Below are 23888 nucleotides of genomic sequence, written 5' to 3'. Positions count from 1 at the left end.
GATGAAGCTTCGCAGTCATGCCGCGTTTTTGGCAGTGTCGTGCGCGCTGGCGTTCGCGCCGGTGCAGCTGCTTACTGCTGTCCCGGCAGAGGCTGCAAGCTGTGCCAGCTTGACATCGGAACTGCGGCAACTTCAGTCTGGCGGCAACCGTCAGTCCGCGGGTGCTCAAAAATGGCAAACCGCTAAAAGCCAGCAGCAAAAGGCACTCAGCGCGGCAGAGCGGGACTTCAGCTATCTAGGTTGCAACAGCAACGCCAGTCCGCAGTGCCAGGCACTTTCTGGCAAAGTCCAGCGCATGCGTTCCAATTTAAGAGCCATCGATCGTCAATTGGCAAAGGCTGGTGGTGGAAACGCCAGCAATCAAAAACGCATCCGGCAGGTACAGGCGGCCTTCAAGCGCCAAAACTGCGGCGCTCCCGCAAATACGCGCAATGCGACCGCCAATCCGAACTCTGGAGATGCTCCGCGTTCGCTGCTGGCCCGAATTTTCAACCCGCAGCAAACGCCGACTCAAACCAAGCAAAAAGGGTCTGCTCAAAGCACCAAGAAACGCACCAATTCCAGCGGCAAGCGCAGGATCCCATCTGGAGGAACGTTTCGGACCCTGTGTGTACGCACGTGCGATGGGTATTTTTTCCCGGTCAGTTTCGCGACCGGAAAACGGCAGTTTGCCAATGATGCGGCCCGCTGCAACGAGATTTGCCCGGCCTCTGAAACCGAGCTCTACGTCTACAAGAACCCGGGCGGCGACCGGTCTGATATGATGTCACTTGCAGGTGACCTTTATTCCGAACAGCCGTTTGCTGATCGTTACAAAAGCGAGTTTGTCGAGGGATGTAGCTGCCGGCTGACGGGGAAGGCGAAGAGCCGCTCTGGCTGGACAGAAGTCAGCAATCCCGGCGCATCCGGACGGCGAATTGCGTTTTCGGACATCAGCAGTGGGCTGCCGCCAAGCTACACAGCTGAAAACATCCGCACTTCGCGGCCGGCAAATCTTGAATCGAACTCAACGCTTTCCCGGACACCGCTGACCAAAGAGCAACTGCCAGCTTATGAAGACCCTGACACCCGCGCGAACCTGGAAAAAGGTTTTGATGTGACAGCGTCGATCGCGAAAGCCGCTGAACAGCTCAAACCGGCTGCCACTGAAGGCGACGGTTCGAATGGCAAACCTGGAGAGCTGCCGTTGCTCGGAAACCGCAGATCTCTGGCGGACGAGAACCTTGAAACAGCCTCGATCCCGCCTGTCTTCAAGTCGGACGACCCGGGGTTCCGTCCGGCCCCGGATCGTGATGTCCCTATCAGGGTAGTCGGTCCAGAATACTTTTACGCCCAATAAGCGGCAGCATTTCCTTCATGTCAGGACCGTGATCGAGACCCGTGAGCACACGGCGAAGCGGCATGAACAGCCCCCGACCCTTGCGGCCGGTTTCCGCCTTCAGCGCTGATGTCCATGCCCCCCAGGTCTCCAGGGTCATTTCACCATCCGGAAGAAGCTCTTTTGCCTTGGCGATGAACTCCCGGTCTTCGTCTTCAATTCGGCTTTCAACCGGGCCGCCGACAATCTGCCAATAACCTTTGGCATCATTGACGGTTTCACAGTTGCCGCGGATGGCGGTCCAGAAGGCCTCGCCGCCGCCAACACCCATCTCATCGAGCCGATCCTTGGCATCTGCATACGGCATTTCATGCACAAGCCGCGCATTCAGGCCTTTGAGATCTTCCGGATCGAATTTGGCGGAGGACCGTGACACGCTGGTCAGATCGAATTTCTCCACCAGGGCGTCCATGCTTGGAACAGCTTCAACGGCCTGGCTGGTGCCGGTCAGGACAGCAAGCGAACAGACCGCCATCGCCTCGACACCGGATTCCCGCAACGAGCCGATCGACAAGGCCCCCTTGCGCTTTGAAAGCCCTTCGCCATCCCGCGTGGTCAGCAGGTTGTGGTGACCGAAGACAGGCGCAGTAGCACCCAGTGCCTCGAAGATCGCGATCTGGACACCGGTGTTCGACACATGATCCTCACCGCGGATGATATGGGACACACCCATATCGATGTCGTCGACAATCGACGGCAATGTGTAGAGAAACGTGCCGTCCGCGCGGATCAGGACCGGATCGGACATGGAGGCCAAGTCTACCGTTTGGTCACCACGGCACAGATCGTTCCAGGTTACTTCGGTGCGTTTGGTCTGGAAGGGATCGCCATCATGGTTCGGCAGAACAAACCGCCAATGCGGCTTGCGGCCTTCCGCTTCAAACGCAGCCCGCTCTTCCACTGTCTGCTTCAGTCCGGCGCGGTCATAGACCGGAGGGCGGCCAAGCGCGCGCTGACGGGAGCGACGACGTTCCAGCTCGTCCGGTGTTTCGTAGCACGGGTACAAAAGGCCTGCGGTTTTCAACTTTTCCGCAGCCGCCTCATAGGCAGCCACCCGGTCAGATTGCCGCTCGATTACATCGGGCGAAATGCCGAGCCAGCGGAGATCGGATTCGATCGATTCCGCATACTCCTTCTTGGAGCGTTCAAGATCGGTGTCGTCGAAACGCAGGATGAAGCGCCCGCCCATCTTCTTGGCATAAAGCCAGTTATAGAGGGCCGGACGGCTATTGCCGATGTGAATGTGGCCGGTCGGAGACGGCGCGAAGCGTACAGTAACAGTCATGCGCCTCAGGTACCCGCCTCCCTTGAGCTCTGCAAGTGCAAATGGTGATTTTATCCCGTTTGGCCGGGCCAGATTTCAGCTTTTCAAGCCAGCGGACCGTTTTGTCGGTCACGAAGCTTGCGCGACGCTATTGCAAGTCCACCTGTCATGAGCGCGCAGTACCCGCTCATCACCAGAAGCTGACGATCAAAGTCGACACCGGCATCGATAAGAACGCCGACAAGGCCCGGGCCAGCGGCCGACGAAAACACCATCAAAGCAAAGGCAACGGACCGGATCGCGCCGATATGGCGGCTGCCATAAAGCTCCGGCCAGAGGGCACCGGACATTGCGGCGGTAAATCCGCTGCTGATGCCGAGAAGCCCCATGAATACAAAGGCCGTTGGTGCGGCCGGGAGCAATGCAAGCACAAGACACCCGGAGAAGAGCGGCAGCAGCACGGCCGGAAGCAGTGCCCGCGCGGAATACTTGTCGATCAGGGGCCCAAGCACCAGCGCCGTTGCAATTGCAGTGCCGGCCATGACCGGAAAGGCGGAGGCGAAGAGCTCAAGCGGCCAGCCTCGCAACTCAGTCAGATACACCTGATTGAACAAGATGGCGGTTCCGATGAACGGCGGCGCCAGCACGCCGGCTGTCAAAAGCCAGAAAATCGGGTCGCGCAACGCTTCGCCGCGCGTCCATTGACGCCCTTCGATTGCCCCCGAGCCCTGCTCGTCTGATTGCGGGATGCGATCTTTGGCAAATAACAAAGCGAGCATAGGCAGCGCCCCCAGCACCATGATGCCGGCGGCCAGCGCCCAGCTGCTCCTCCATCCTACGACCGCCGAAATCAAAACAAAACTGGCCGGAAACAAGCTCTCGGCAACGGGAAATCCCATCTGCGCGACTGATACGGCTCGGCCGCGCTGCGCTGAATACCAGCGGCCCATGGCGGTCATGGAGACATGGGTCATCATGCCCTGCCCGGACAGGCGTAGTCCGAACAGCACCACAAACAACATGAAGACCGAATTCACCAGAGCCATCGACAGACAGAAAAGGCCAAGTGTCACGCATGTTGCGAGCCCGACAAGGCGAAGGGGAAACACGTCGACGCTGCGTCCGATCCAGGGCAAGGACACCGCGCTGGCGAGTGTCGCCGCCATGTAAAGAAGACCGAAATCACCGTGACTGAGGTGAAACTCTTCGCGCAGGTACCCCGAAGACAGCGCAATGTAAAAAGTCTGCCCGAACCCGGAAAAAGCGGTCAGCAGAAACCCGCCGGCGAGCCAGCGGGCATTGGTTTGCAGAAACGTCAGATAGGTCATGCGTCTCCGCCGGATTGAGAAGCTTTACGACCGGTCGCGGAAGCGGTTGGTGATTGGATAGCGTCGATCCCGGCCAAAATTGCGTTCCGTGATCTTGACGCCGGGAGGAGCTTGTCTGCGTTTGTATTCAGCGATGTAGAGCAGATGCTCAATGCGATGAATCAAGTCGCGGGAATGACCACGCTTTTCGATTTCACCGACCGACATCTCTTTTTCGACCAGACATTCCAGAATGTCATCGAGCACGTCATACGGCGGCAAGGAATCCTGGTCCGTCTGGTTTTCCCGGAGTTCTGCCGTCGGGACCTTGGTGATGATGTTGGACGGAATCACCTCACCGTCCGGTCCGAGCAGGCCCGCCGGTTTGTTGGCATTGCGCCAGGCTGCCAGATGATAGACTTGGGTCTTGTAGAGATCCTTGATCGGATTGTAGCCGCCGTTCATGTCGCCGTAGAGCGTGGCGTAGCCAACCGACATTTCCGACTTGTTGCCCGTGGTCATCACCATATGGCCGAACTTGTTGGAGACCGCCATCAGGATGACGCCGCGTGTTCGGGACTGAAGGTTCTCTTCCGTCACACCTGCTTCCGTGCCAGCGAACAGCGCGTCCAGTGCCTTGGTAAATCCTTCGACCGGCTCGGCAATCGGTACCGTGTCGTACCTTAGGCCCAGCGCCTTGGCGCAGTCCGCGGCATCCTTGATGCTTTCTTCTGAGGTATAACGAAAGGGAAGCATGATGCTGTGCACTTTATCTGCCCCCAGCGCATCAACAGCCATCGTCGCGCAAATGGCAGAGTCGATGCCGCCCGAAAGGCCAAGCACGACACCCGGGAAGCTATTTTTGGTGACATAATCACCAAGCCCGAGCACACAGGCCCGCCAGTTGGCTTCATCAAGATCGGGAAGCTTTGCCACCGGACCGCTGGTACAAACCCAAGTTTCGCCGTCCCTTTTCCAGTCGCTGATGCCGAGCGCCGTCTCAAACTGCGGCATCTGGAACGCAAGGCTCCGATCCGCCTGAAGCGCAAAGGAACCACCGTCAAAGACCAGCTCGTCCTGGCCGCCCAACTGATTGCAATAGACGAGCGGCAGATCTGTCTGAACCACACGGGCCACGACCACTTGCAGGCGTTCCTCAGCTCTGTTTTCCCAGTAAGGCGAGCCGTTCGGAACCAGCAAAATCTCCGCGCCGGTTTCCTCAAGGCACTCGCAGACCTCGTCGTTCCAAATGTCTTCGCAGATCGGCAATCCGATGCGTACCCCGCGGAAGTCAACGGGCCCAGGAAGCGGCCCGGCCTTGAACACGCGCTTTTCGTCAAAAACTCCGTAGTTTGGCAGATCACTCTTGTAACGCACCGCCTTCACTTCGCCCTGATCGATGAGAAGGACAGCGTTGTGGAGGTCGCCGGCATCGGAGTACCACGGCGTTCCCAGAACCACCGCGGGTCCACCATCGGCGGTCTCTTCGGCAAGTGTGCGCGCGGTTTCCATGCACTCCCGGACAAAGGCCGGTTTCAGAACAAGATCTTCCGGCGGATAGCCGGCCAGCATCAGCTCTGAGGTCAAGACCAGATCCGCCTGCTGCGCTTTTGCGTCGGCACGCGCCTGACGAACAAGCTCCGCGTTCCCGGCGACATCACCTACGGTCGGATTGAGCTGAGCAACGGCAAGGCGGAAAGAGTTGATGGTCATGAATCTCGTGCCGGACAAAGAAGAGATCCGAGATGTACCGTCAAGAACAATGGGTTGCAATCATGCAAATGCTGAAACTACCCCCTGATTGTCCGCAACCAACAGCGAGGTGTGTCAGCTCAAAGAAGTGCGAGAGACTGGTCTTCCGCTTCAGCAGGCTGATCCGGCGCCATGGAGGACAAGTCCAGCACACTGCCGCCTGTGTGGCCGGGCATCCCCGGCATAGAAATTCCCGTGCTGCGTCCCTGCAGTTCCTGACGTTGTAGAATTTCCCCGATATGCCTGTAAAGAACTGCGGGCGCCACAGGTTTGGCGACAAGGCCATGAATACCGATATTGAGAGCTTCCAGGATGATCGGACGGCGCGCGTGGGCTGTGATCACAAGGACTGGCGTTGTTTTGATGATCGGGTCCGTATCCTTGCGCAGTATTCTGAGGAAGTCGGCGCCGCCAAACGGGCTCATGTTCCAGTCGCACAAGACAATATCGGGTTTGCGGTCGACGACCAACTCAAGGGCTTCAGCCCCTTCGGTGGCCTCACAGATCGTGCGAACACCAAACCCTCCGACAACGGAGCGCAAGATCGTGCGCATGTGTGGATTGTCCTCCACCACCAGGCACGAAATCTTAGAAAGATCCCACGGTTCGCGCACGCTTCAAATTCCCCTACCCAGAGCGTCCGGTTGACGAGCACCGCCCCCTCTGCGGTGCAAATATCCCACGTCGCACATATGCATCTGGAGCCTTAACCGCCTGTTACCGCGGCGGCAGAATTGACAAAAATCGATACAAAAAAATGAGGGGCAGCCACAGCTGCCCCTCAAAATTATCAAACAACGGAAAAGTGCGGTCTTAAGCGCTCGCAGCCAGGGGTTCTTTCTGCTTGCCGTCTTTCTCTTTCTTGAGATTTTCAGCAATCAGGAAAGCCAGCTCAAGAGCCTGGTCCGCATTGAGACGCGGATCGCAATGGGTGTGGTAACGATCACCGAGTTGCTCTTCGGTCAGGGCCCGGGCACCGCCGGTGCATTCGGTTACGTTCCGGCCGGTCATTTCAACGTGCACGCCACCCGCATGAGTGCCTTCTGCACGGTGAACAGCGAAGAAGGCTTCGACTTCCTTCAAGATCCGGTCGAATGGGCGGGTTTTATAGCCACCGGCAGAAATCGTATTGCCATGCATCGGGTCACATGACCAAACCACCGACTTGCCTTCCCGCTCAACAGCACGCACGAGCTGCGGCAGGTGATCAAAAACCTTGTCGGAGCCGAAACGGGCGATCAAGGTGAGACGGCCTGGCTCATTGTCCGGGTTCAAAGCGTCGATCAGCTCCAGAAGGCCATCCGGCGTCAGGGACGGACCACACTTCAGGCCAATCGGGTTTTTGATGCCGCGGAAGAACTCGACGTGCGCATGGTCTGGTTGGCGGGTCCGGTCGCCGATCCACAGCATGTGGCCAGACGTTGCGTACCAGTCACCGGACGTGGAATCGACGCGGGTCAGCGCTTCTTCATAACCCAGCAAAAGTGCTTCATGGCTGGTGAAGAAATCTGTTCCGCGTAGTTGCGGAACGCTGTCACTGTTGATGCCGCATGCGCGCATGAAGGCAAGCGACTCGCTAATGCGGTCTGCCAACTCCTTGTAACGGTGGCCTTGCGGGCTGTCGGTGATGAAACCGAGCATCCACTGGTGCACTTGGTCCAGGTTGGCAAACCCACCTTGGGAGAAGGCACGCAGCAAGTTCAGCGTTGCCGCCGATTGACGGTACGCCATCGACATACGGGTCGGGTCCGGAATACGGCTGTCCGAGGTGAAGTTGATGTCGTTAATGATGTCACCGCGGTAGCTCGGCAACTCAACATCACCCTTCTTCTCGATATTGGAAGAGCGCGGCTTGGCGAACTGACCGGCGATCCTGCCAACCTTCACCACCGGCTGGCTCGCTGCATAGGTCAGCACAACCGCCATCTGCAGAAACACACGGAAGAAGTCACGAATGTGGTCCGGATGGTGTTCGGCAAAGCTTTCGGCGCAGTCGCCGCCTTGCAGCAGAAACCCCTTGCCGTTGGCAACATCCGCAAGCTGGCTCTTCAGAGCCCGCGCTTCACCGGCAAACACCAGCGGCGGATAGGTCGACAGGCGCTGCTCAACATCTGTCAAAGCTGCCTGATCAGGATATTCCGGGACCTGCAGGATCGGTTTTGATCTCCAGCTGTCCGGGCTCCACTTGTCCGCCATAGTACCAACTCCTCATCGGGACGGTCTGTTCAATTCGAACTCCAGACACACGTCCCGCGATATTTTTGTTCGTTTCCGCCCACTCAAACAGAGCAAACGTGCGGCCTTATACACGGCGTTCAACCTGATTGCCACCCACGCTTCACCGCAAAAATGCCCCTTGCGGAACGCTGGCCAAATAGTGTTGCCCAAAGCCCACGGGCGATTGCGGCGGATCAAGGTTTTGACGATCAGATCACCCTAAACTTGGCCGACGCTAGCCAGGGAAACCAGCCATGCCGAACCGACCACTCGAACACAGCCATCAGCCCAATGATATCGCCGACAGATTGGCGCGGGGGCCGGATACGAGCTATCTGCGCGACTGGGTCTATGGCGGCATCGACGGCGCTGTGACCACCTTTGCCATTGTTGCCGGTTCTGTCGGAGCCAACTTATCAACACGGATCATCTTGATCCTTGGTGTTGCCAATCTCTTGGCCGACGGCTTTTCAATGGCCGCCGCCAATTATAGCGGGTCCAAGTCCGAGAATGAAGACTTTCAAAGGCTTCGTGCGATCGAGGAAAAACACATCCGGGTTGAACCGGATGGAGAGCGCGAGGAAATTAGACAGATCTTCAAGGCCAAGGGGTACGAGGGCGATGATCTGGAAGACATCGTGCGCCTGGTAACGTCCAACCGGACCACCTGGATTGAAACCATGATGCTGGCCGAGTATGGCGTTTCGGATGGAGGTCGCGCGCCTTTCAAGGCAGCGCTCTATACCTTCGCCGCCTTCGTCCTGTTCGGTGCACTGCCGCTCCTGCCCTTTCTCGCTGACATTGAGGCTAGCGCCGCACTTGCGTCCGGCCTCACCGCATGCGCTTTCTTCGCGATCGGGTCTTTGAGAGCCCGCTGGTCGCAGCGGCACTGGGTTGGCTGCGGGCTGGAAACAACGGCCATTGGTATGGTGGCCGCGGCCATCGCTTTTCTTGCCGGCCATGGCCTACAGCAAGTGTTCGGCGGGTGAGGCAGGCAGGAACGCCCGCCTCAATCAATGGATCAAACCGATCTTGAGTGCCGCTTAATTCAGGCGAAGAGGAAATCGCCCGCCGTCAGATCCGGCAAGGAAGGACGCCAGCCTGTATCCAGGCGCAATGTCTCGCTACCAAAAGCAATTCTGACATCGGTCCACCAACCATTGGCCGTTATGGAAAGATCGGAGAATTGCGTCACGCCGGCACCGCTCACATCGATCTTGTCTATCCCGACCTCGAAATCCTTGATTTCATCTACGCCATCACCGGATGAAAAGACAAAGGTATCGGCGCCATCCCCGCCATAAAGGGTGTCTGCACCGGCTCCGCCAACGATCACATCGTCTCCTGCGCCACCTTCCAGCGTGTCGTTTCCGGCCCCACCGAGCAACCGGTCTGCGCCGCCTTCGCCTTTCAGGTGATCGTCCCCCGCAAATCCTTCCAGCGCATCCTTGCCGGATTTACCCGCAAGCAAATCGTCTTTGCTGGAGCCGAGGATGAAGGCATCGTCGCCCTGATGGCCCGTTGGATCGAACAAGGGGTTTATGTCTTCAACCCAGACGATGCCGCGCGTAAGATCGGACAGGTCCGAGACGATGACGACGCTGTCACGCGACATCTCGGTGTAGAACTCTGATCCGGCGATCGCCTCAACAACCCGTTCATAGTTGGACGGCAAATGAGCAGTCCAGGCGATCAGGTTGGTTATGTTGCCGCCATCCCAATAGGCGGGTGTTGCGTAGAAATCGTTGAAAAGCACCAGATTGCTCGTCTCATACGCGTAATCTGTATCATTGCCAAAGAGGTTGATCTGGCCTTCGGAAATGACCGAGGGAACCGGATCATTTTCAATATCCACACTGAGCACTTCCGCGCCGCTGTCCAATACGGAGGCGCCGTCTTCCGGCGTATAATGAGCTGCGAAACCGATATAGTCGGCGGCTTCGTAAAACCCGTCGAAAAAATCATCGCTGCGCTCGGCCATGTTGGTGACAGCACCACCGCCAAGCGAATGACCCGTTACGATCAAGTCTGCTGCGGTGAGACCGTTAGACTCCAGAAGCGTCTTTATGGCCCCCATCAACTCCGGAAACGCCCCGAAAGCATAGTTCGGATCTGCGCTCAGGAATTCCAGGTAATCGATAACGTCGCCAACCGTATCGCTGATGATGTTGTCGATCGTTCCGGTCGTTCCTCGAAACGCCAAACCGATCTGGGTGATGGCACCGGTCTCGTCAAATCTCGCCAGCACATCGGCCTGGGCATCCTTGAACTGGGCCGTTTCACCCTGAAATGTGCCGTTCCGGTCAATGTCTGCCGCCGGGATACCGAGATCATCAGGGGTGAGCACCGTCCACCCTTTGGCTTCGATTTCCTGCCGGGCAGCCTCCTCACTGTTGCCTGGCTGTAGGATGTCCTCAATGCCGTGATAGCTGTAGATCATCAGATCCCGCGCTTCCGACACGAGATCCAGAGCCTCTTGCCCCTTGTACTCAAAGAAACCCATGAATTCCTCCCTAGATTGTATTTTCTTCATATGCAATCAATTATCAGGAGCTACAGTTTACGTAAAGGGAAATTTAAGTTTACGCGCGCGCAGACCTCCACCCGATATGGCGGCACCTTGGGATCGGGAGATCCCCCAAAATACTTCTCATTAAAACAAAAGGTTAAGCAGATATCAGGGTCAGCTTCTGGCGTTCAATATGGTCGTCGAACAGTTGCAAAAGCTTCGTGTCGATCTTGACCGCTCTGGGGTAAAGCGGCGCTGCCCGGTCCTGAAGGACAGGAACATGCCAGCCGTCGGTTGTGTCGAAGAAGTGGCTGACGCCCTCCTCGCCCCAGATTTGATGAAACCCGGCTAAAACGCAGTCAAGGTAGCTTTGCAGGATCGGGTGCCGGTCGCATCCCCAGCGTTCGTTTTCCGGCGTTGCCTTGAAGAGAAACAGCTCTTCCGGTCCCGGCTTGCTTTCCGCCTCACACCGGAAAGACGTGCCGATCTGCCCGATCTTTTCATACCGGCTTTCACGCTGCTCCAAGGCCTGCAACCGGCTTTGCTGCTCCCGGGTCATCACGCCCCGGATTTCCGACCCCGGCTCCTGACGTACACTCAAGGCACAGCGGCCCTGACCGTTTTCCCAGACGCCGCACACACGCCACTCCCGGACCCAGCCTTTCAATCGCCCGGGAACGATCTCGGCCCCATCAGGAACCGTTGCGGCGTTGACGAGGGACCCATATCCAAAATATGTGATTGTGATCATTTTTGTTTTACATCCAATCGATTGCGTCCCGTGACCGGAAAGGCTCCCCATGATCGTCCCTTCCCTCAGCCAGAATGAAATAGACCTGATGCGGGACGAGACCCCCGGTGTAAACAGATGCATTCACTTTAACAATGCCGGAACAGGTCTTGCTGCAACACCGGTATTGGACGCTGTCAAACACCATCTTGATCTGGAAGCCACGCTCGGTGGATATGAGGCGGCCGCGGCGGCGCAGTCGGAAACGAACGCATTTTATACATCGATTGCGGCGCTGATCGGATCCACTCCGAACGAGATCGCCTTCATCGAAAATGCAACCCGTGCATGGGATATGGCGTTTTACGGGATCGACTTCCGTGAAGGTGACCGTGTCATTACCGGCCGCGCGGAATACGTCTCCAATTACGTGGCACTTCTGCAGATGAAGAAGCGGAAGGGTATTGAAATCGATCTCATCGAAGATGACGAGACCGGACAGATTGATCTGAAGGCTTTGGAGGCAGCCGTCACGCCGAAAACCCGCCTCATCGCCCTTACGCATATCCCGACCTTTTCCGGGCTGATCAATCCGGCAGAAGATGTCGGCGAGATTGCCGCCCGGCACAAACTTCTTTACCTCCTTGATGCCTGCCAATCTGCCGGACAGATCCCGCTCAACATCAAGGAAATCGGGTGCCAGATGCTCTCGGGCACCGGCCGCAAATATCTGCGGGGACCGCGCGGGACAGGTTTTCTTTATGTCAGTGACGATGTTCTTGATCAGGTGGAACCACCCTTTGTCGATTTGCAGGCTACCGAATGGCTGGACGGGTCCTCTTACCGTTTGGCTCCGCACGCACAGCGCTTTGAGAACTGGGAACGTTATGTCGCCGGGCAGGTCGGCCTGGGCGTTGCCACCAGTTATGCAATCGGCTTCGGGATGGACCGGATCGGCGCCCGTATTTGTGCCTTGGGTGCACAGCTGCGCTCCGAACTTTCCGCTGTTCCTGGTATCACCCTTCATGACAAAGGCGCGCGAAAAGGCGGCATCGTAACCTTCGCTGTTGATGGAGAGACACCAGCGGCAACGAAGGCGCGGCTTGCCGATCACCAGATCAATGTCTCGGTCAGTCAGGCAAGCTCAGCTCGGATTGACCTGCCGATGCGCGGTCTGGATGCTGTGGTCCGGGCTTCCCTGCACGCGTTCAATACGGAGAGTGAGCTGGAACTTATGGTGAAGCTCCTGGCAGATTAGAAGCGGCCTAATTCTTAAACAAACAGTGTCGTAAAGTGTTGAAAACATCGGGTTCGAAGCACTCTTCCGTAAGGAATCTCCCGTAGAATATACGCTGATTGTTCTATCCGCTTGGATAATGAGAAAGACCAGCGTTCTTTGCGGACAGGAGGAGAGTGCCGGACGCATGACGACACGACAGGCGCAACCTGACCGCGGGCCTACCCCCGCTTCCGGCAGCGGCACCGTATCCGGCCGTCAAATCACCATGTGGGTCTATGGGCTCGCAGCCTTACTGATAGTCTTGTCCAGCGGCGCACTCACCCTGATCGCACAGTTCGCGTGGCGGGCCGCCGACAGGCATGCACTTGAAACAGCGCAAATGCGTTTCCTTGACACTGTGGAAGATCAGTATTGGGAAATTGCCCGCCACCAGATGACCGCCATCCAGCATCAGGATGTCCAAAAGATGCTGACAGGCCCAATGGACCGGTCTGCCGTCACCACCTCCATATTGAACCGCTTCAAAGCTGTCAGTAATCTGGAGCGCACCTATCTCATGGAAGAGAACGGTGACCTCATGGCTCTTTCAGAAACGGTTGGTCACAATCAGAGCGGATCATCTGCCCCATGGGAAGACACCGAAAAACTGTCCGAGCTCTTCACCGCAGCCTTCCGGTCCCCAAGTTTCGCGCGGCGCGACCGTCCTCAGGGCCCCTTCCCGCCGCCACGTGCCATGTTTGACGCCTCGATCGCGGCGCTGGCCGTGATCGATGGCACCCCCGCATTGCTGAGCGCGGTTCCGGTTGAGATGGAAACACCGCTGACCGCACTTTCAGACGCCAATCCCCGGTTGCTTGTCAGCGTCTACTCTCTTGGAGAGGCCTGGTTTCAGTCGATGTCGGATCACTATGGGTTTCGTGATCTGACCTTCACCGAAGGTGCGCCTGCCCGCGAACACCCGACGCAACTGCGGGCCTATGGTCCGGACGGCAGCCTTGTCGGCTATTTTCAATGGGACCATTCCAAACCCGGATTGAGGGTCTGGATGCGCGCCCTTCCATTGATCGTGATCCTGGCGGTTTTGATTGCGGCAATTTCTGTGATTGTCGCCCGCAGGATTGGCCGCTTGTCATCAACGCTGGAACAAAGCGAACGCCGCAATCATTACTTTGCACATCACGACAGCTTGACCGGTTTGCCGAACCGGCACCACTTTTCTGATCGCCTTGCCTACGCAATCGATGGCCTTCCCGAAAACGGGTTTGCTGTCATTGCGTGTGACCTCGACAAATTCAAACCTGTTAACGACACACATGGTCATGAGGCCGGAGATATCGTGTTGCGCGTGACGGCCTCGCGATTGCAGGACATTATCAGCGACAAGGGTGTGGTCGGGCGCATTGGCGGCGACGAATTTGTTATCTTGCTGATGAAGTATCAGGATCAGGCTGAGCTTGAGACATTTGCTAATGAGATTCTAGCTTCCGTCGCAGAGCCGATTGAAATCAATCCAGGACAGAGTGTGAGTATCGGCATCAGCCTCGGCATAGCGCTAGCGCCAAACTCAGGGATGTCGGAAAAACATCTAATCCGGGCAGCTGATACAGCGCTCTACCGGGCAAAAGATGCAGGCAGAAACGCTTTTGCCTTTGCAAATGCGGAACCTGAAACTGTATTCGATCGCCGAGGCGAAACGGATCGCCGCGTGAAGAGCTCGGGTTGAGTTTATTATCAGAATTTACTTAAAGTTGCTCTACCGCATTAGAAGTCACTCTGGAACAATCGCTTTTTTTAATATTTGCGCCCGACTCTCTCGGGTCACCACCACTACTAATTAACACTTTCCAAGCTAGGATTAGCACCTCAACGCCTCAGAGACAGCCGGGGTCCCGCCAGCTAAACGCTAGGGAACTTTGGAGGGGCACTGTCTTGACAGAAGGCGAACGAAACTAAGGTGCTCCGCCGGTTGTTTAGTGGCCATTTAAAGGGCCGGCGAAGGTGGGAAGAACAAACGTTGGCGGAATTTCGACGGAGATACTCTGACAAATCGGACAGTGAGTCCCGTATCCATATCTCAAGACTTGCCTTTCTTCTGGCAGCTCTTTTGATCGCGGTTACATCGGCCTCGCTGGTGTTCGTTGGTTTTGTCGCCTCTCATGCATCCACGCAGCAAGCTATTGCCAACGAAGAGCGCCTCTTCCGCAATGCCCTGGAAGAACGGCTCCGGGACATTGTCCGTGAACAACGCACCGTGACCGTATCCGATGAGACCGTCCGGAAACTGGTCCGGACGTTCGATCCGGTCTATGCCCGCCAGCACTTTCACGCGCTCTGGTCCAGGTACCGGCACAACAAGGTCATCCTGATCTCCGGAAACAATCAGGTTTTGGCCGAGTCATTTCAGGACTACACCCACATAACCAAACGCCCGTCGAGTGAGACGCCCGCATTGGCCCCGGTCATCCGCAAGACGCAGGCGCTGTTCGCAGCCAATCGTGTCCGCGTGCCCGGCGGGTTTGGCCACCGGTCACTTCAAGGCCTGGATACAGATCAATATGCGTTGATGGGCGTTATTCGGCTTGATGGCAAACCGGCACTTTTCTCCGCGATGCCCATCATGCCCGATGAGTACACCGCGACCCTGGCGGACGGTGGGCCGACCTTGATGATCTCGGTGAAATACATTGACGACGCGCTTCTGGAACGCCTGAACTCGCAGTTGAACTTCGCCCGGCTCCGTTTTGAGCCCAGGGCATTTGAGCCGGAAGACGGCCCTTCGCATCTGGTCACAAGCGAGGAAGGCGTTGATGTCGGCTCTTTCCGATGGGAAAGCCAGACTGTGATTGACTCGATCTGGCCGACGGTCATTCCGGTCATTGCCATGCTCAGCCTGACTTTAGGAGCGCTTGCGTTCGGGATTGCCTGGCGGATCGGCCAACTGACCCGGTCACTTCAAAAGAGCGAAGAGCAGAACCGCTACCTGGCTCTGCACGACAATCTGTCAGGCCTTGCCAACCGGCTACAGTTTAACCGGGTGCTCGAAACCTCAGCTGCCGAACTGCCGCAGAAACGGTTTGCTGTCTTGCATTGCGACCTCGACAAATTCAAAGCAGTCAACGACACCTACGGGCATGCTGCTGGTGACACCGTGATCAAGATCATGGCCAAACGTCTCAACGAAACTGTCGGCAAGCCAGGTTTGGTCTGCCGGATCGGCGGTGACGAATTCATGGTGATTTACCGCGGTGGCACAAGCCGCAAAGAGTTGGACACACTTTGCCGCGCGTTGATCAACAAGGCGCTCTTGCCTATTCAAATCGAAGGCGGCAATACGGCGCATGTCGGACTGAGTATCGGCGTAGCCGTTGCCCCAGCGGATGGTACGGAACCGGAAGACTTGGTTGCCCGTTCTGATGCGGCACTCTACCGGGCAAAAGATCGCGGACGCGGTGTGCACGCGTTCTACGAGGATCTGTTGAAGGACACCTTCATCCAGGAAGATGCCGCTTCAGCGAAAACCGGATTGTCCTCACTCAGCGCCTGATGTTTGCATACACAAGAAAAAACCGCCGCGAATTCTTGCGGCGGTTTTCCGTATTGGCAACAGCGGTTTCGTCGTCAGCCGCGCAGGCGTTCTGTTGGCTCGCGCATTGTGACGAGTTCTTCTGCTGCGGTCGGGTGCACCGCGATCGTCCTGTCAAAGTCAGCTTTGGTTGCGCCCATCTCAAGCGTTATTCCAAGGATTTGCGCAAGCTCACCAGCGTCTGGGCCAACAATGTGAACCCCAAGCACTTTTTGGCTGTCCGCATCGACGATCATCTTCATGAGCATCTTCTCATCCCGGCCTGACAGCGTATGCTTCATTGGCCGGAAGCTGGACTTGTAAATGTCCAGGTTCGGTGTGCGCTTCAGCGCTTCTTCCTGTGTCAGACCGACTGTGCCCATTTCCGGCTGAGAAAACACGGCTGTCGCTATGAGGCTGTGATCCACCGTCCAGGGTTTGTTGCCGAATACGGTGTCCGCGAACGCGTGACCTTCCCGGATTGCGACCGGGGTAAGGTTTGCCCTGTTGGTCACATCGCCAACGGCATAGATGGACTCAACATTTGTTCGGGACTCCTCATTGACCTTGATCGCACCGATCGCATCGGTCTCAACGCCTGCTTTTTCCAATCCGAGATCCCGCGTATGCGGGCTCCGGCCAATCGCAAACATGATCTGGTCCGCAGCCAAGTTTTCGCCGCCATTGGTGCGCCCGATCAAGGACCCGTCCGACTGCTTTTCGATGGACGAGAAGGTATCATTCAAGACAACCTTGATCCCCTTCTTTTCCATTTCCTCGCGTACAGTCCGGCGCAGGTCCATATCAAATCCACGCAGGATTTCAGGACCCCGATAAATCAGGGTCGTGTCGACACCGAGGCCATTGAAAATGCCGGCAAACTCCACGGCGATGTAGCCGCCACCGGCAACCACCACGCGGTTCGGTAATTCGCTCAAGTGAAATGCTTCATTTGACGTGATGACGTGCTCACCGCCCGGCAAGCTGTTATCGACATTTGGCGAGGCTCCGACCGCTACAAGAATATACTTCGCGGTGATCGTCTGACCCGTCGACAACAAACGAACCGTGTGGGCGTCTTCGATCACGGCGCGGCTGTCGTGGATTTCGACGCCGGTGTTGTCCAGGTTCCGGCGGTAGATGCCTTCCAGGCGCGTGATTTCCTGATCCTTTGCCGCGATCAGTTTGTCCCAGGCAAAGCTGCGTTCACCGACACTCCAGCCAAAGCCCTCAGCATCTTCAAACTCTTCGGAAAACTTGGATGCGTAGACGAACAGTTTTTTGGGAACACAGCCGCGGATCACACAGGTTCCGCCGTAACGGTATTCTTCTGCAATACCGACCCGAGCGCCATGTGTGGCCGCGATCCGGGCGGCACGAACGCCGCCGGAACCACCACCGATCACAAACAGATCATAGTCAAAATCGCTCATTCAATGCCCCTCGGGATTTGGTATTCGAACGGCCATCGCACGCGGCCATGAAGCCCAGATAAGCTCTCAGTCCCTCTTCACAAGGCTTGGCCTTGGTCAGCTCGGTGTCCTGAAACGCATACCTTATTGCACAAAGGGCCGCTTTCGCGGCCCGGTTTGCAGACAGTGCGGGCGATTGACCCGTCTCAAGATCTGAAAAAGCGTGCGCAATCTGATTGCTCACGCCTTGATCACTTATTGGTTTGTGGCCGCGGCGCTGCGCTTGTCCAATTCTTCCTGCACCATCGCAACGATATCGACGCTCAACCGATCCTGCCATTCGCGGCTGGCTTCCACAGATGCAGCTGTAATATCGGCGACACTGTCGCGCAATTTCATACCGAGCGGGGTGCGATAGAATTCAGCCAGCTGGACCAGCTCTTCTTCGGTAAAGGCGGTCGCCCAAATGCGGAAGATCTGCTCGTTCAATACAGCACGGCGCGGAGCCAGCTCCAACGCGACCTGTTCCACGACCTCTGCGATTTCTTCCGCACGCGTCGGTTCATTCTGCGTGAAAGCGGACAGGGTCTGTTCCGCCATTACGAACAAGATGGCGTCAAACGGCTCCAGGACTTTGGTTTCCAAGGCAACAGCTTTTGCAGCTTCCAAATGACTTTCTGAAAAGCTGTCCTGAGCAACCGCACCGCCGGAGATCGCGCCCCACGCCAACATGGCGAGACCAACACCGGCAAACTTCACTGACTTCATTTCCTTGACTCCTTGGCGGTTTTCCGGAGGCGATCCGGCAACCAAAATTCGCTAAATCGACGCAGGCGTAATCGTCTTTACCCCATCTTCACCGGCCACGTAAGCCTTGGAGGCAAGATTGAGGAAAAGACCATGCTCAACAACGCCCGGGATCTTTACCAGAGCTTGTGCAAGCGTTTCAGGTTCTTCGATCTTCAGAAGATGGGCGTCAAAGATGTGATGCCCGCCATCTGTGACAAAAGGATGCTCTCCGGCCATTCTCAGTTGGAGTTTTGGAGGCAAGCCCATTTCCTTAAACAGCGACAGGATGGCCCGCCGCGTTGCTTCTTGACCAAACGGCACAACTTCAATCGGCAACGGAAATTGCCCGAGCGTATCAACGTTCTTTGTGCCATCTGCGATGACGATCATTTTACCGGAAGCTGCTGCGACAATCTTTTCCCGCAGCAAGGCTCCGCCGCCGCCCTTAATCAGGGCCAGGTTGGCATCCAGCTCATCTGCACCGTCAACGGTCAGATCCAGCTCGGGCAACTCTTCCAAGGTGGTGAGTTTTATTCCCAAACTGGCAGCAAGCTCTGCTGTGCGCTCAGATGTCGGAACGCCGATCACGTCCAGTCCGTCTGCGACACGTTTTGCAAGGGCGTGAACGAAGAACTCTGCAGTCGACCCTGTGCCGATACCAAGGCGCATGCCGGAGGTGACATCCTCCGCCGCGCGTTCAGCTGCCTGCTGTTTCAGGTTGTCGCTCATACCTCGCCCTTTCCGGCCTTTGCGTCGCTGGTTAGCGCCGCATTTCCAGCGCCTGCCCTCCGATCAGTTCAGATGGCCGCGCGGTCCTTAACATGTCAGGCAAGCACGGGTCCAGATCGTTTCCAGTTTTCAACGAAGAACGGCGCCTGCCAACATATTGGGCATGGTTAACGTAAGGTTCAGACCCTTCTGGAAATATTGCCTGATTGAATCGCAGAACACTCTATAAGGGCGCGACTAATGTTCAGTGTTAAGATGCGGCGGAAGACTTCTGTTGGCGAAGTCGACTTGGTGCCTGACGACACTCAAGCACACGAGAATCCAGTCTCGGATGGCGACGCCAAAACTGAGAACGCATCCAGCGGTCTGAGCCGTGCCCTCGACAGTCTGGAAGATGACCTTCAAGTTGCGGCGAAAAGCATTGATGCTGCGGCAACCAAAGTGCAGGACCGCTTGGTGGAGCAGGCCAGCACCTTGGGATCCATCATAACTGAAAGCCAAGTCCTGACCGATCAAGCAGCTAGAGCCAACGATAATGTTGGCGAGCTGACGCATTCCATTCAAGAACTCTCCGCCGCCAGCGCACAAATCGGCTCCCAGGTTAGCGTTTCAAATGATTTGGCGGTTGAGGCCCGCGATATTGCCGACCAAGCCAATCAAGGTGTTCTAGAGCTTAAAAACGCTATCGAAGATATCGCAAATGTTGTCGGTCTCATCTCCGACATCGCAAAACAGACCAACCTTCTGGCTCTGAATGCGACCATTGAGGCGGCACGTGCCGGGGACGCCGGCAAGGGATTTGCCGTGGTTGCCGGCGAGGTGAAATCGCTCTCCGTGGAAACCCAATCTGCCACAGAACAGATCGTTGCCAATATTAACAAGCTTAACCAATCCGCTGAAATGAGTATTGGATCCGTTGGGCGGATCATTGATGTGATCGGCCAAATCCGTCCAAGTTTCGCGGCAGTCGAACAAGCGGTGCAGGCGCAGGTCGAAACCACCGAAACAGTGAGCCGGCAAGCGGAGGATACCAAAAGCTTCGTTCAAGACGTCGTGCGCCACGTCGACCGGATCAACGCCTCTGCCGCCGAAGCTGAGCAAAGTGGTACGCTGGTTCGCGATGCCGGTGACAATATGAGCGCCAGCACGAAGGCCCTCCAGGCCCGCTTTGCCATGATGATCCGGCAAACGGATGTTGGTGACCGCAGGGTTGATGATCGATTGCCGCTGAAATTGTCAGGAACGGCCACCAGTGGAAATGTCACGATGCGGATCGAAACACGAGACATTTCCATGGGCGGCGTTTTGTTCATTACCGACGCTGACACTCTCCCGCACACAGGCGCTGTGCTGCGTCTTGACTTGAGTGGGATCGGCTCGACGGAAGCAAAGGTCGTAAACGTTTCAGATGGCGGATGTCATTGCGCCTTCACGTCTTCGGCGGGGGCTTTCAGGAGCGCGCTCGAACAACGGATTGCATCTTTGAAGCAAGGTTTCGCCAAGCAGATTGAAACAGCGCAATCTGGTGCGGCGCGTGTCGCATCGGCAATGGAACACATGATTGAAAGTGGCGCGTTGTCCCTGGACGCTCTCTTTGACACAGACTACAGGCCGATAGACGGCACCGACCCTCTCCAAGTCTCGACAAGAGCTCTCAGCTCCTTGGAACGCGCGCTGCCGGATATTCAGGAGGAGATCCTGAAAAACAGCTCTGGTATGGCTTTTTGCGCAGCAGTCGACCGCAACGGGTACCTACCGGTTCACAACCTCGTCTTCTCGAAACCGCAGAAACCGGATGATCCGGCCTGGAATACTGCCAACTGCCGAAACAAACGGATCTTTGATGACCGGGCCGGCTTGAGCGCTGCCCGCAACATGCGGCCTTACCTTGTCCAGTCCTATCCAAGGGACATGGGCGGCGGAAACATCATCTGGATGCAGGAAATTGATGCGCCGATCCTGGTACAAGGCCGCCATTGGGGCGGGTTCCGCACGGCCTATAAGCTGTGACAAGCAGCGGCCTTTTTACACTTTGATTTTCGCCGCAAAGCCAGGCGTCCAATCGCTCGCGAGATCTTGCGGGAAGCCACAAAGACCGCTAGGCAGAACCCTGTTTTCTTATAGCTGAGGGTTTCATGTCTGTACTTGTGTTCGATCTGGACGGCACACTCGTGTCTTCCATGGAAGATCTTGTTGCGACCTTGAATGCGGTTCTGGACAAAGCCGGACATGGGACTGTTCCTCAGGACAAGGTCGCCAATATGGTTGGCATGGGAGCCAAGGTGCTTTTGCAGCGCGGCTTGGACTATCTTGAAATTGCCTGGTCGGACGAGACGATCACACCGCTTTATGAAGACTTCCTAGAGTACTACGCTGCCAACATCGCTGTTCACACACGGCCGTTCGATGGTGTTGTTCCAGCCCTTGACCGTTTCCGTGCCGATGGCTGGAAGCTGGCGATTTGCACCAACAAGACCGAGCGCCTCACCCTGCCCTTGCTTGCCGCGCTCAATATGACAGATCACTTCGATGCGGTGGTCGGAGGCGATACCTTCGCCGTTTCCAAGCCCTATGCAGAACCGGTCCTGGGTGCCATAAAGCGCGCTGGCGGCACTCCAGAGGGCTCAATCATGATCGGCGACAGTGTAACCGACATCAAAGCTGCCCGCGCCGCGGGCATTCCCGTTGTCGCCGTTGATTTTGGATATACGCCTGTACCGGTTAGTGAACTTGGTCCGGATCGCATCATTTCCCATTTTGACGAACTTGCGGATGCTGTCGCCGACCTTCGAACCAAGCATCAGGGATAATGCCCGGAAAGGACTAAACAGCTCCTGCCTATCCGAAAGTCCCTAAATGACACCTGTGCATTCATTACTGAGGACGACCAGCTCGGCGTGAGAGCACTTCTTTCGCACGGAAGGGACACTGGTTGAATCCTAGGATCGCCAACCACACTGAGGCTCTATTCGCCTGACTTCGCTTTCTACTCTTGCCAACTTCATCAGCTAGCCGCCCGCTCCCGCCTCTACACCGCGGCAATCCCCAAGGGAATTGACCAGTTTCATCAGCGCAACTGTCACAATTTGCACAGCCTGCTAATCTTGCACGACTGATTCCCGATAAGGCTGAAAACGATGGCAACGCAAACAGCGCCGAATACCATTCGAGACAGACTGCTGAAGGGCATCGCTCTCCAACAGGCCGGCGAGTTCGAAAAAGCGCAGCGCATCTACAAACAAGCAGTCAAAAAAGCTCCGAACAACGCAGATGCTGTCCACCTTCTCGGGGTGACATACCGCCAACTCGGCTATCCGAAACGCGCGCTTGAGTACATCAAAAAAGCAATCACCATCGATCCGAATCAGTCGCCCTTTTATGCGAATCTGGCGCGTACCATGCTCGATTTGGGGACCGATCCCGACAGTCTACTAGCAGTCTGCAACAAGGCCCTGTCACTGAACCCGCGTGAACGCGAAGCACTGAACATCAAGGGCATTGCTCTTACTCAAAAGAAGGAATTCGAAGAGGCTGAGATGATCTTTCAGAGCCTCATCGTTGAAGACCCAGACAATAAGGACGCCTATCGTAATTTCGGAACGCTATTGATGGATGCCAATCGCGCCAATCACGCGGTTAACTTCTTTATCAAGGCGGTAATGCTGGAGCCCGACAATCCGGAAAACTATTTGCTCAGAGCACGCGCTCGTCTCAAACTCAAGCAATACGAGCCAAGCCAGTACGAGCTAACTGAGGCCCTTGAACGGTTCCCCGAAAACGCCGACGTAAAACATGAAGCGGCGCGCCTTTTGTTCTCCATGAACGAGTCAAATCTTGCGGTCTTCTATTCAAAACAGGCGCACGAAGCTGACCCTTCAGATTATCACAAATGTGTAACGCATGGTGTGAATTTGCTTATGCACGGTGATCACAAAGAAGCGCTTCAGGTTATGAAAAAGGCCAAAAAGCATGCGCCGCCAAATAATCGAACTGTGGATTGGAACCTGGCACTAGCCTATCTCGCGAACGGTGACCTTAAAAACGGCTGGGAACTTCATACTGCGCGATTTGAAGATCCTTCCGCCCAAATTCTGCGGCGAACATTCGAGGTCCCGGAATGGAAAGGCGAAGACATTTCAGACAAGACCATCCTCGTTTGGGCCGATCAGGGACTCGGAGACGCTCTCAAAGCAGGCACTATGTTACCTGAGTTAATCGAATTGGCTGGAAAGGTAATTATCGAACTATCGGAAAAAGGCGCCAAATATACGCAGTATTGTTTTCCAGAAGCCGTGTCCCGATTGGCACGAATGGATGAAAACAATTTTCAAACCTCTTTTGATTACGATCTGCACGTTAATATTGGAGAGCTCGTAAAGCATTTCAGACCGACGCTTGAGTCGTTCAAGACCGCCCCTTGCCCCGTCTATTCATTCGAGAGGGATAGGGCAGTCGAATATTTGAAGCGTTTGAAGGGCTATCAAGACAAACCCGTCATCGGCTTTTCTTGGCGTTCCAAAAACCTCGCCGTGAACAGAGCGCGGTATTATCTTTCTGCGCCCGGAGTCACGCCCATATTGAAATCCAGAGATGCGATTTTCGTGAACCTCCAATACGCGGCGTTGGATAAAGAACTCAATTATCTGAAAGACCAAGCCGGAGACCATTTCCATAACTTCGATGACGTCGATTTGTTTGATGATCTGCTGGGGGCTGCAGCACTAACAGCTGCCTGCGATTTCGTTGTATCGGCGAATACCAGCGTCGCGGATATGGCCGGCATTCTTGACGTTCCGGCAATCCGTTTTGGCCAACAGGAGCCTCCGCTTCTGCTGGGTCAAAAAAATCCGCCTTGGTATCCTTCGATGACCTACATGCATCCATACACGGACAAGGCGTGTGTGGAGTTTGTGCCGGAAATCATCAAGGAAATGGACCGCCAGCTGGAAAACTGGACGCCAGAGCGACGCAACAAGCGCCTCGGACTTTAGATCAGCGC

19 protein-coding genes are annotated in these 23888 nt (G+C 56.2%); 8 read left to right on the top strand and 11 right to left on the bottom strand.

The window, feature by feature from the left end; translation table 11 throughout:
- The first annotated feature begins 1 nt into the window (after position 1).
- Positions 2–1339 carry a DUF2865 domain-containing protein gene (locus RBB44_RS07835; RefSeq protein WP_306146835.1) on the top strand — a complete coding sequence of 446 codons (1338 nt, stop codon included), beginning with the start codon at positions 2–4 and terminating at the stop codon, positions 1337–1339.
- Here RBB44_RS07835 and gltX read toward each other — a convergent pair.
- From gltX to RBB44_RS07810, 5 genes are all read right to left on the bottom strand, one after another.
- Positions 1302–2663 (bottom strand): glutamate--tRNA ligase, encoded by a 1362-nt coding sequence (gltX, locus tag RBB44_RS07830; RefSeq protein WP_306146834.1) that lies wholly within the window; start codon positions 2661–2663, stop codon positions 1302–1304. The genes RBB44_RS07835 and gltX overlap by 38 nt on opposite strands.
- 83 nt (positions 2664–2746) lie before the next feature.
- Positions 2747–3970 carry an MFS transporter gene (locus RBB44_RS07825; RefSeq protein ID WP_306146833.1) on the bottom strand — a complete coding sequence of 408 codons (1224 nt, stop codon included), beginning with the start codon at positions 3968–3970 and terminating at the stop codon, positions 2747–2749.
- A gap of 24 nt (positions 3971–3994) precedes the next feature.
- Entirely contained in the window at positions 3995–5662 is a 1668-nt protein-coding gene (locus tag RBB44_RS07820; protein ID WP_306146832.1) for an NAD+ synthase, read from the bottom strand.
- 119 nt (positions 5663–5781) lie between these two features.
- Complete coding sequence (locus RBB44_RS07815) at positions 5782–6315, bottom strand: response regulator (RefSeq protein WP_209173569.1); 534 nt, start codon at positions 6313–6315, stop codon at positions 5782–5784.
- Between the two features lie 199 nt (positions 6316–6514).
- Positions 6515–7897, bottom strand: coding sequence for a class II 3-deoxy-7-phosphoheptulonate synthase (locus RBB44_RS07810; RefSeq protein ID WP_306146831.1), 1383 nt, complete (start codon positions 7895–7897; stop codon positions 6515–6517).
- 275 nt (positions 7898–8172) lie between these two features.
- On the opposite strand from RBB44_RS07810, the gene RBB44_RS07805 reads away from it, so the two are divergent.
- Positions 8173–8907 (top strand): VIT1/CCC1 transporter family protein, encoded by a 735-nt coding sequence (locus RBB44_RS07805; RefSeq protein ID WP_306146830.1) that lies wholly within the window; start codon positions 8173–8175, stop codon positions 8905–8907.
- Between the two features lie 59 nt (positions 8908–8966).
- Here the strand turns inward: RBB44_RS07805 and RBB44_RS07800 are convergent, their stop codons facing one another.
- A complete protein-coding gene (locus tag RBB44_RS07800) occupies positions 8967–10421 on the bottom strand; it encodes a M10 family metallopeptidase C-terminal domain-containing protein (protein ID WP_306146828.1) in 1455 nt (484 codons plus the stop codon).
- Between the two features lie 163 nt (positions 10422–10584).
- Complete coding sequence (locus RBB44_RS07795) at positions 10585–11178, bottom strand: gamma-glutamylcyclotransferase family protein (RefSeq protein ID WP_306146826.1); 594 nt, start codon at positions 11176–11178, stop codon at positions 10585–10587.
- A 49-nt stretch (positions 11179–11227) separates the two neighbouring features.
- On the opposite strand from RBB44_RS07795, the gene RBB44_RS07790 reads away from it, so the two are divergent.
- The 3 genes from RBB44_RS07790 to RBB44_RS07780 all read left to right on the top strand — a co-directional run bounded on the left by RBB44_RS07790 (position 11228) and on the right by RBB44_RS07780 (position 15941).
- Positions 11228–12415: an aminotransferase class V-fold PLP-dependent enzyme gene (locus tag RBB44_RS07790; RefSeq protein WP_306146825.1), complete on the top strand. Its 1188-nt coding sequence runs from the start codon at positions 11228–11230 to the stop codon at positions 12413–12415.
- Positions 12416–12581: 166 nt separating this feature from the next.
- Positions 12582–14120 carry a GGDEF domain-containing protein gene (locus RBB44_RS07785; RefSeq protein ID WP_306146824.1) on the top strand — a complete coding sequence of 513 codons (1539 nt, stop codon included), beginning with the start codon at positions 12582–12584 and terminating at the stop codon, positions 14118–14120.
- 291 nt (positions 14121–14411) lie between these two features.
- A complete protein-coding gene (locus RBB44_RS07780) occupies positions 14412–15941 on the top strand; it encodes a diguanylate cyclase domain-containing protein (protein ID WP_306146823.1) in 1530 nt (509 codons plus the stop codon).
- Positions 15942–16015: 74 nt separating this feature from the next.
- Here the strand turns inward: RBB44_RS07780 and gor are convergent, their stop codons facing one another.
- From gor to rpiA, 4 genes are read right to left on the bottom strand one after another with little or no spacing between them, the layout of a single operon-like run.
- A complete protein-coding gene (gor, locus tag RBB44_RS07775; protein ID WP_306146822.1) occupies positions 16016–17392 on the bottom strand; it encodes a glutathione-disulfide reductase in 1377 nt (458 codons plus the stop codon).
- Positions 17379–17615, bottom strand: a complete 237-nt coding sequence (locus RBB44_RS07770; RefSeq protein WP_306146821.1) for a hypothetical protein — start codon at positions 17613–17615, stop codon at positions 17379–17381. The genes gor and RBB44_RS07770 overlap by 14 nt, the downstream gene beginning before the upstream one ends.
- A gap of 11 nt (positions 17616–17626) precedes the next feature.
- Positions 17627–18139, bottom strand: a complete 513-nt coding sequence (locus tag RBB44_RS07765) for a DUF2059 domain-containing protein (protein ID WP_209002454.1) — start codon at positions 18137–18139, stop codon at positions 17627–17629.
- A gap of 51 nt (positions 18140–18190) precedes the next feature.
- Positions 18191–18889, bottom strand: a complete 699-nt coding sequence (gene rpiA, locus RBB44_RS07760) for a ribose-5-phosphate isomerase RpiA (RefSeq protein ID WP_306146819.1) — start codon at positions 18887–18889, stop codon at positions 18191–18193.
- Positions 18890–19129: 240 nt separating this feature from the next.
- Between rpiA and RBB44_RS07755 the strand changes: the two genes are divergently transcribed.
- From RBB44_RS07755 to RBB44_RS07745, 3 genes are all read left to right on the top strand, one after another.
- Positions 19130–20899, top strand: coding sequence for a methyl-accepting chemotaxis protein (locus RBB44_RS07755; RefSeq protein ID WP_306146818.1), 1770 nt, complete (start codon positions 19130–19132; stop codon positions 20897–20899).
- Positions 20900–21024: 125 nt separating this feature from the next.
- Entirely contained in the window at positions 21025–21699 is a 675-nt protein-coding gene (gene gph, locus RBB44_RS07750; RefSeq protein ID WP_306146817.1) for a phosphoglycolate phosphatase, read from the top strand.
- Positions 21700–22026: 327 nt separating this feature from the next.
- A complete protein-coding gene (locus RBB44_RS07745) occupies positions 22027–23880 on the top strand; it encodes a lipopolysaccharide assembly protein LapB (RefSeq protein ID WP_133950451.1) in 1854 nt (617 codons plus the stop codon).
- The last annotated feature ends 8 nt before the right edge of the window (positions 23881–23888 follow it).

It is taken from the genome of Roseibium sp. MMSF_3247 (assembly GCF_030733765.1).
Taxonomy (GTDB): domain Bacteria; phylum Pseudomonadota; class Alphaproteobacteria; order Rhizobiales; family Stappiaceae; genus Roseibium.
The sequence above is the reverse complement of the archived record's forward strand: the minus strand, read 5'-3'. Positions and strand labels throughout refer to the sequence as shown.

Coding starts and splice junctions, on each gene's coding strand:
- RBB44_RS07835 (WP_306146835.1), top strand. CDS start 2: ATGAAGCTTCGCAGTCATGCCGCGTTTTTGGCAGTGTCGTGCGCGCTG.
- RBB44_RS07790 (WP_306146825.1), top strand. CDS start 11,228: ATGATCGTCCCTTCCCTCAGCCAGAATGAAATAGACCTGATGCGGGAC.
- RBB44_RS07825 (WP_306146833.1), bottom strand. CDS start 3,970: ATGACCTATCTGACGTTTCTGCAAACCAATGCCCGCTGGCTCGCCGGC.
- RBB44_RS07820 (WP_306146832.1), bottom strand. CDS start 5,662: ATGACCATCAACTCTTTCCGCCTTGCCGTTGCTCAGCTCAATCCGACC.
- RBB44_RS07765 (WP_209002454.1), bottom strand. CDS start 18,139: ATGAAGTCAGTGAAGTTTGCCGGTGTTGGTCTCGCCATGTTGGCGTGG.
- RBB44_RS07795 (WP_306146826.1), bottom strand. CDS start 11,178: ATGATCACAATCACATATTTTGGATATGGGTCCCTCGTCAACGCCGCA.
- gltX (WP_306146834.1), bottom strand. CDS start 2,663: ATGACTGTTACTGTACGCTTCGCGCCGTCTCCGACCGGCCACATTCAC.
- rpiA (WP_306146819.1), bottom strand. CDS start 18,889: ATGAGCGACAACCTGAAACAGCAGGCAGCTGAACGCGCGGCGGAGGAT.
- RBB44_RS07805 (WP_306146830.1), top strand. CDS start 8,173: ATGCCGAACCGACCACTCGAACACAGCCATCAGCCCAATGATATCGCC.
- gph (WP_306146817.1), top strand. CDS start 21,025: ATGTCTGTACTTGTGTTCGATCTGGACGGCACACTCGTGTCTTCCATG.
- gor (WP_306146822.1), bottom strand. CDS start 17,392: ATGAGCGATTTTGACTATGATCTGTTTGTGATCGGTGGTGGTTCCGGC.
- RBB44_RS07800 (WP_306146828.1), bottom strand. CDS start 10,421: ATGGGTTTCTTTGAGTACAAGGGGCAAGAGGCTCTGGATCTCGTGTCG.
- RBB44_RS07755 (WP_306146818.1), top strand. CDS start 19,130: ATGTTCAGTGTTAAGATGCGGCGGAAGACTTCTGTTGGCGAAGTCGAC.
- RBB44_RS07785 (WP_306146824.1), top strand. CDS start 12,582: ATGACGACACGACAGGCGCAACCTGACCGCGGGCCTACCCCCGCTTCC.
- RBB44_RS07745 (WP_133950451.1), top strand. CDS start 22,027: ATGGCAACGCAAACAGCGCCGAATACCATTCGAGACAGACTGCTGAAG.
- RBB44_RS07810 (WP_306146831.1), bottom strand. CDS start 7,897: ATGGCGGACAAGTGGAGCCCGGACAGCTGGAGATCAAAACCGATCCTG.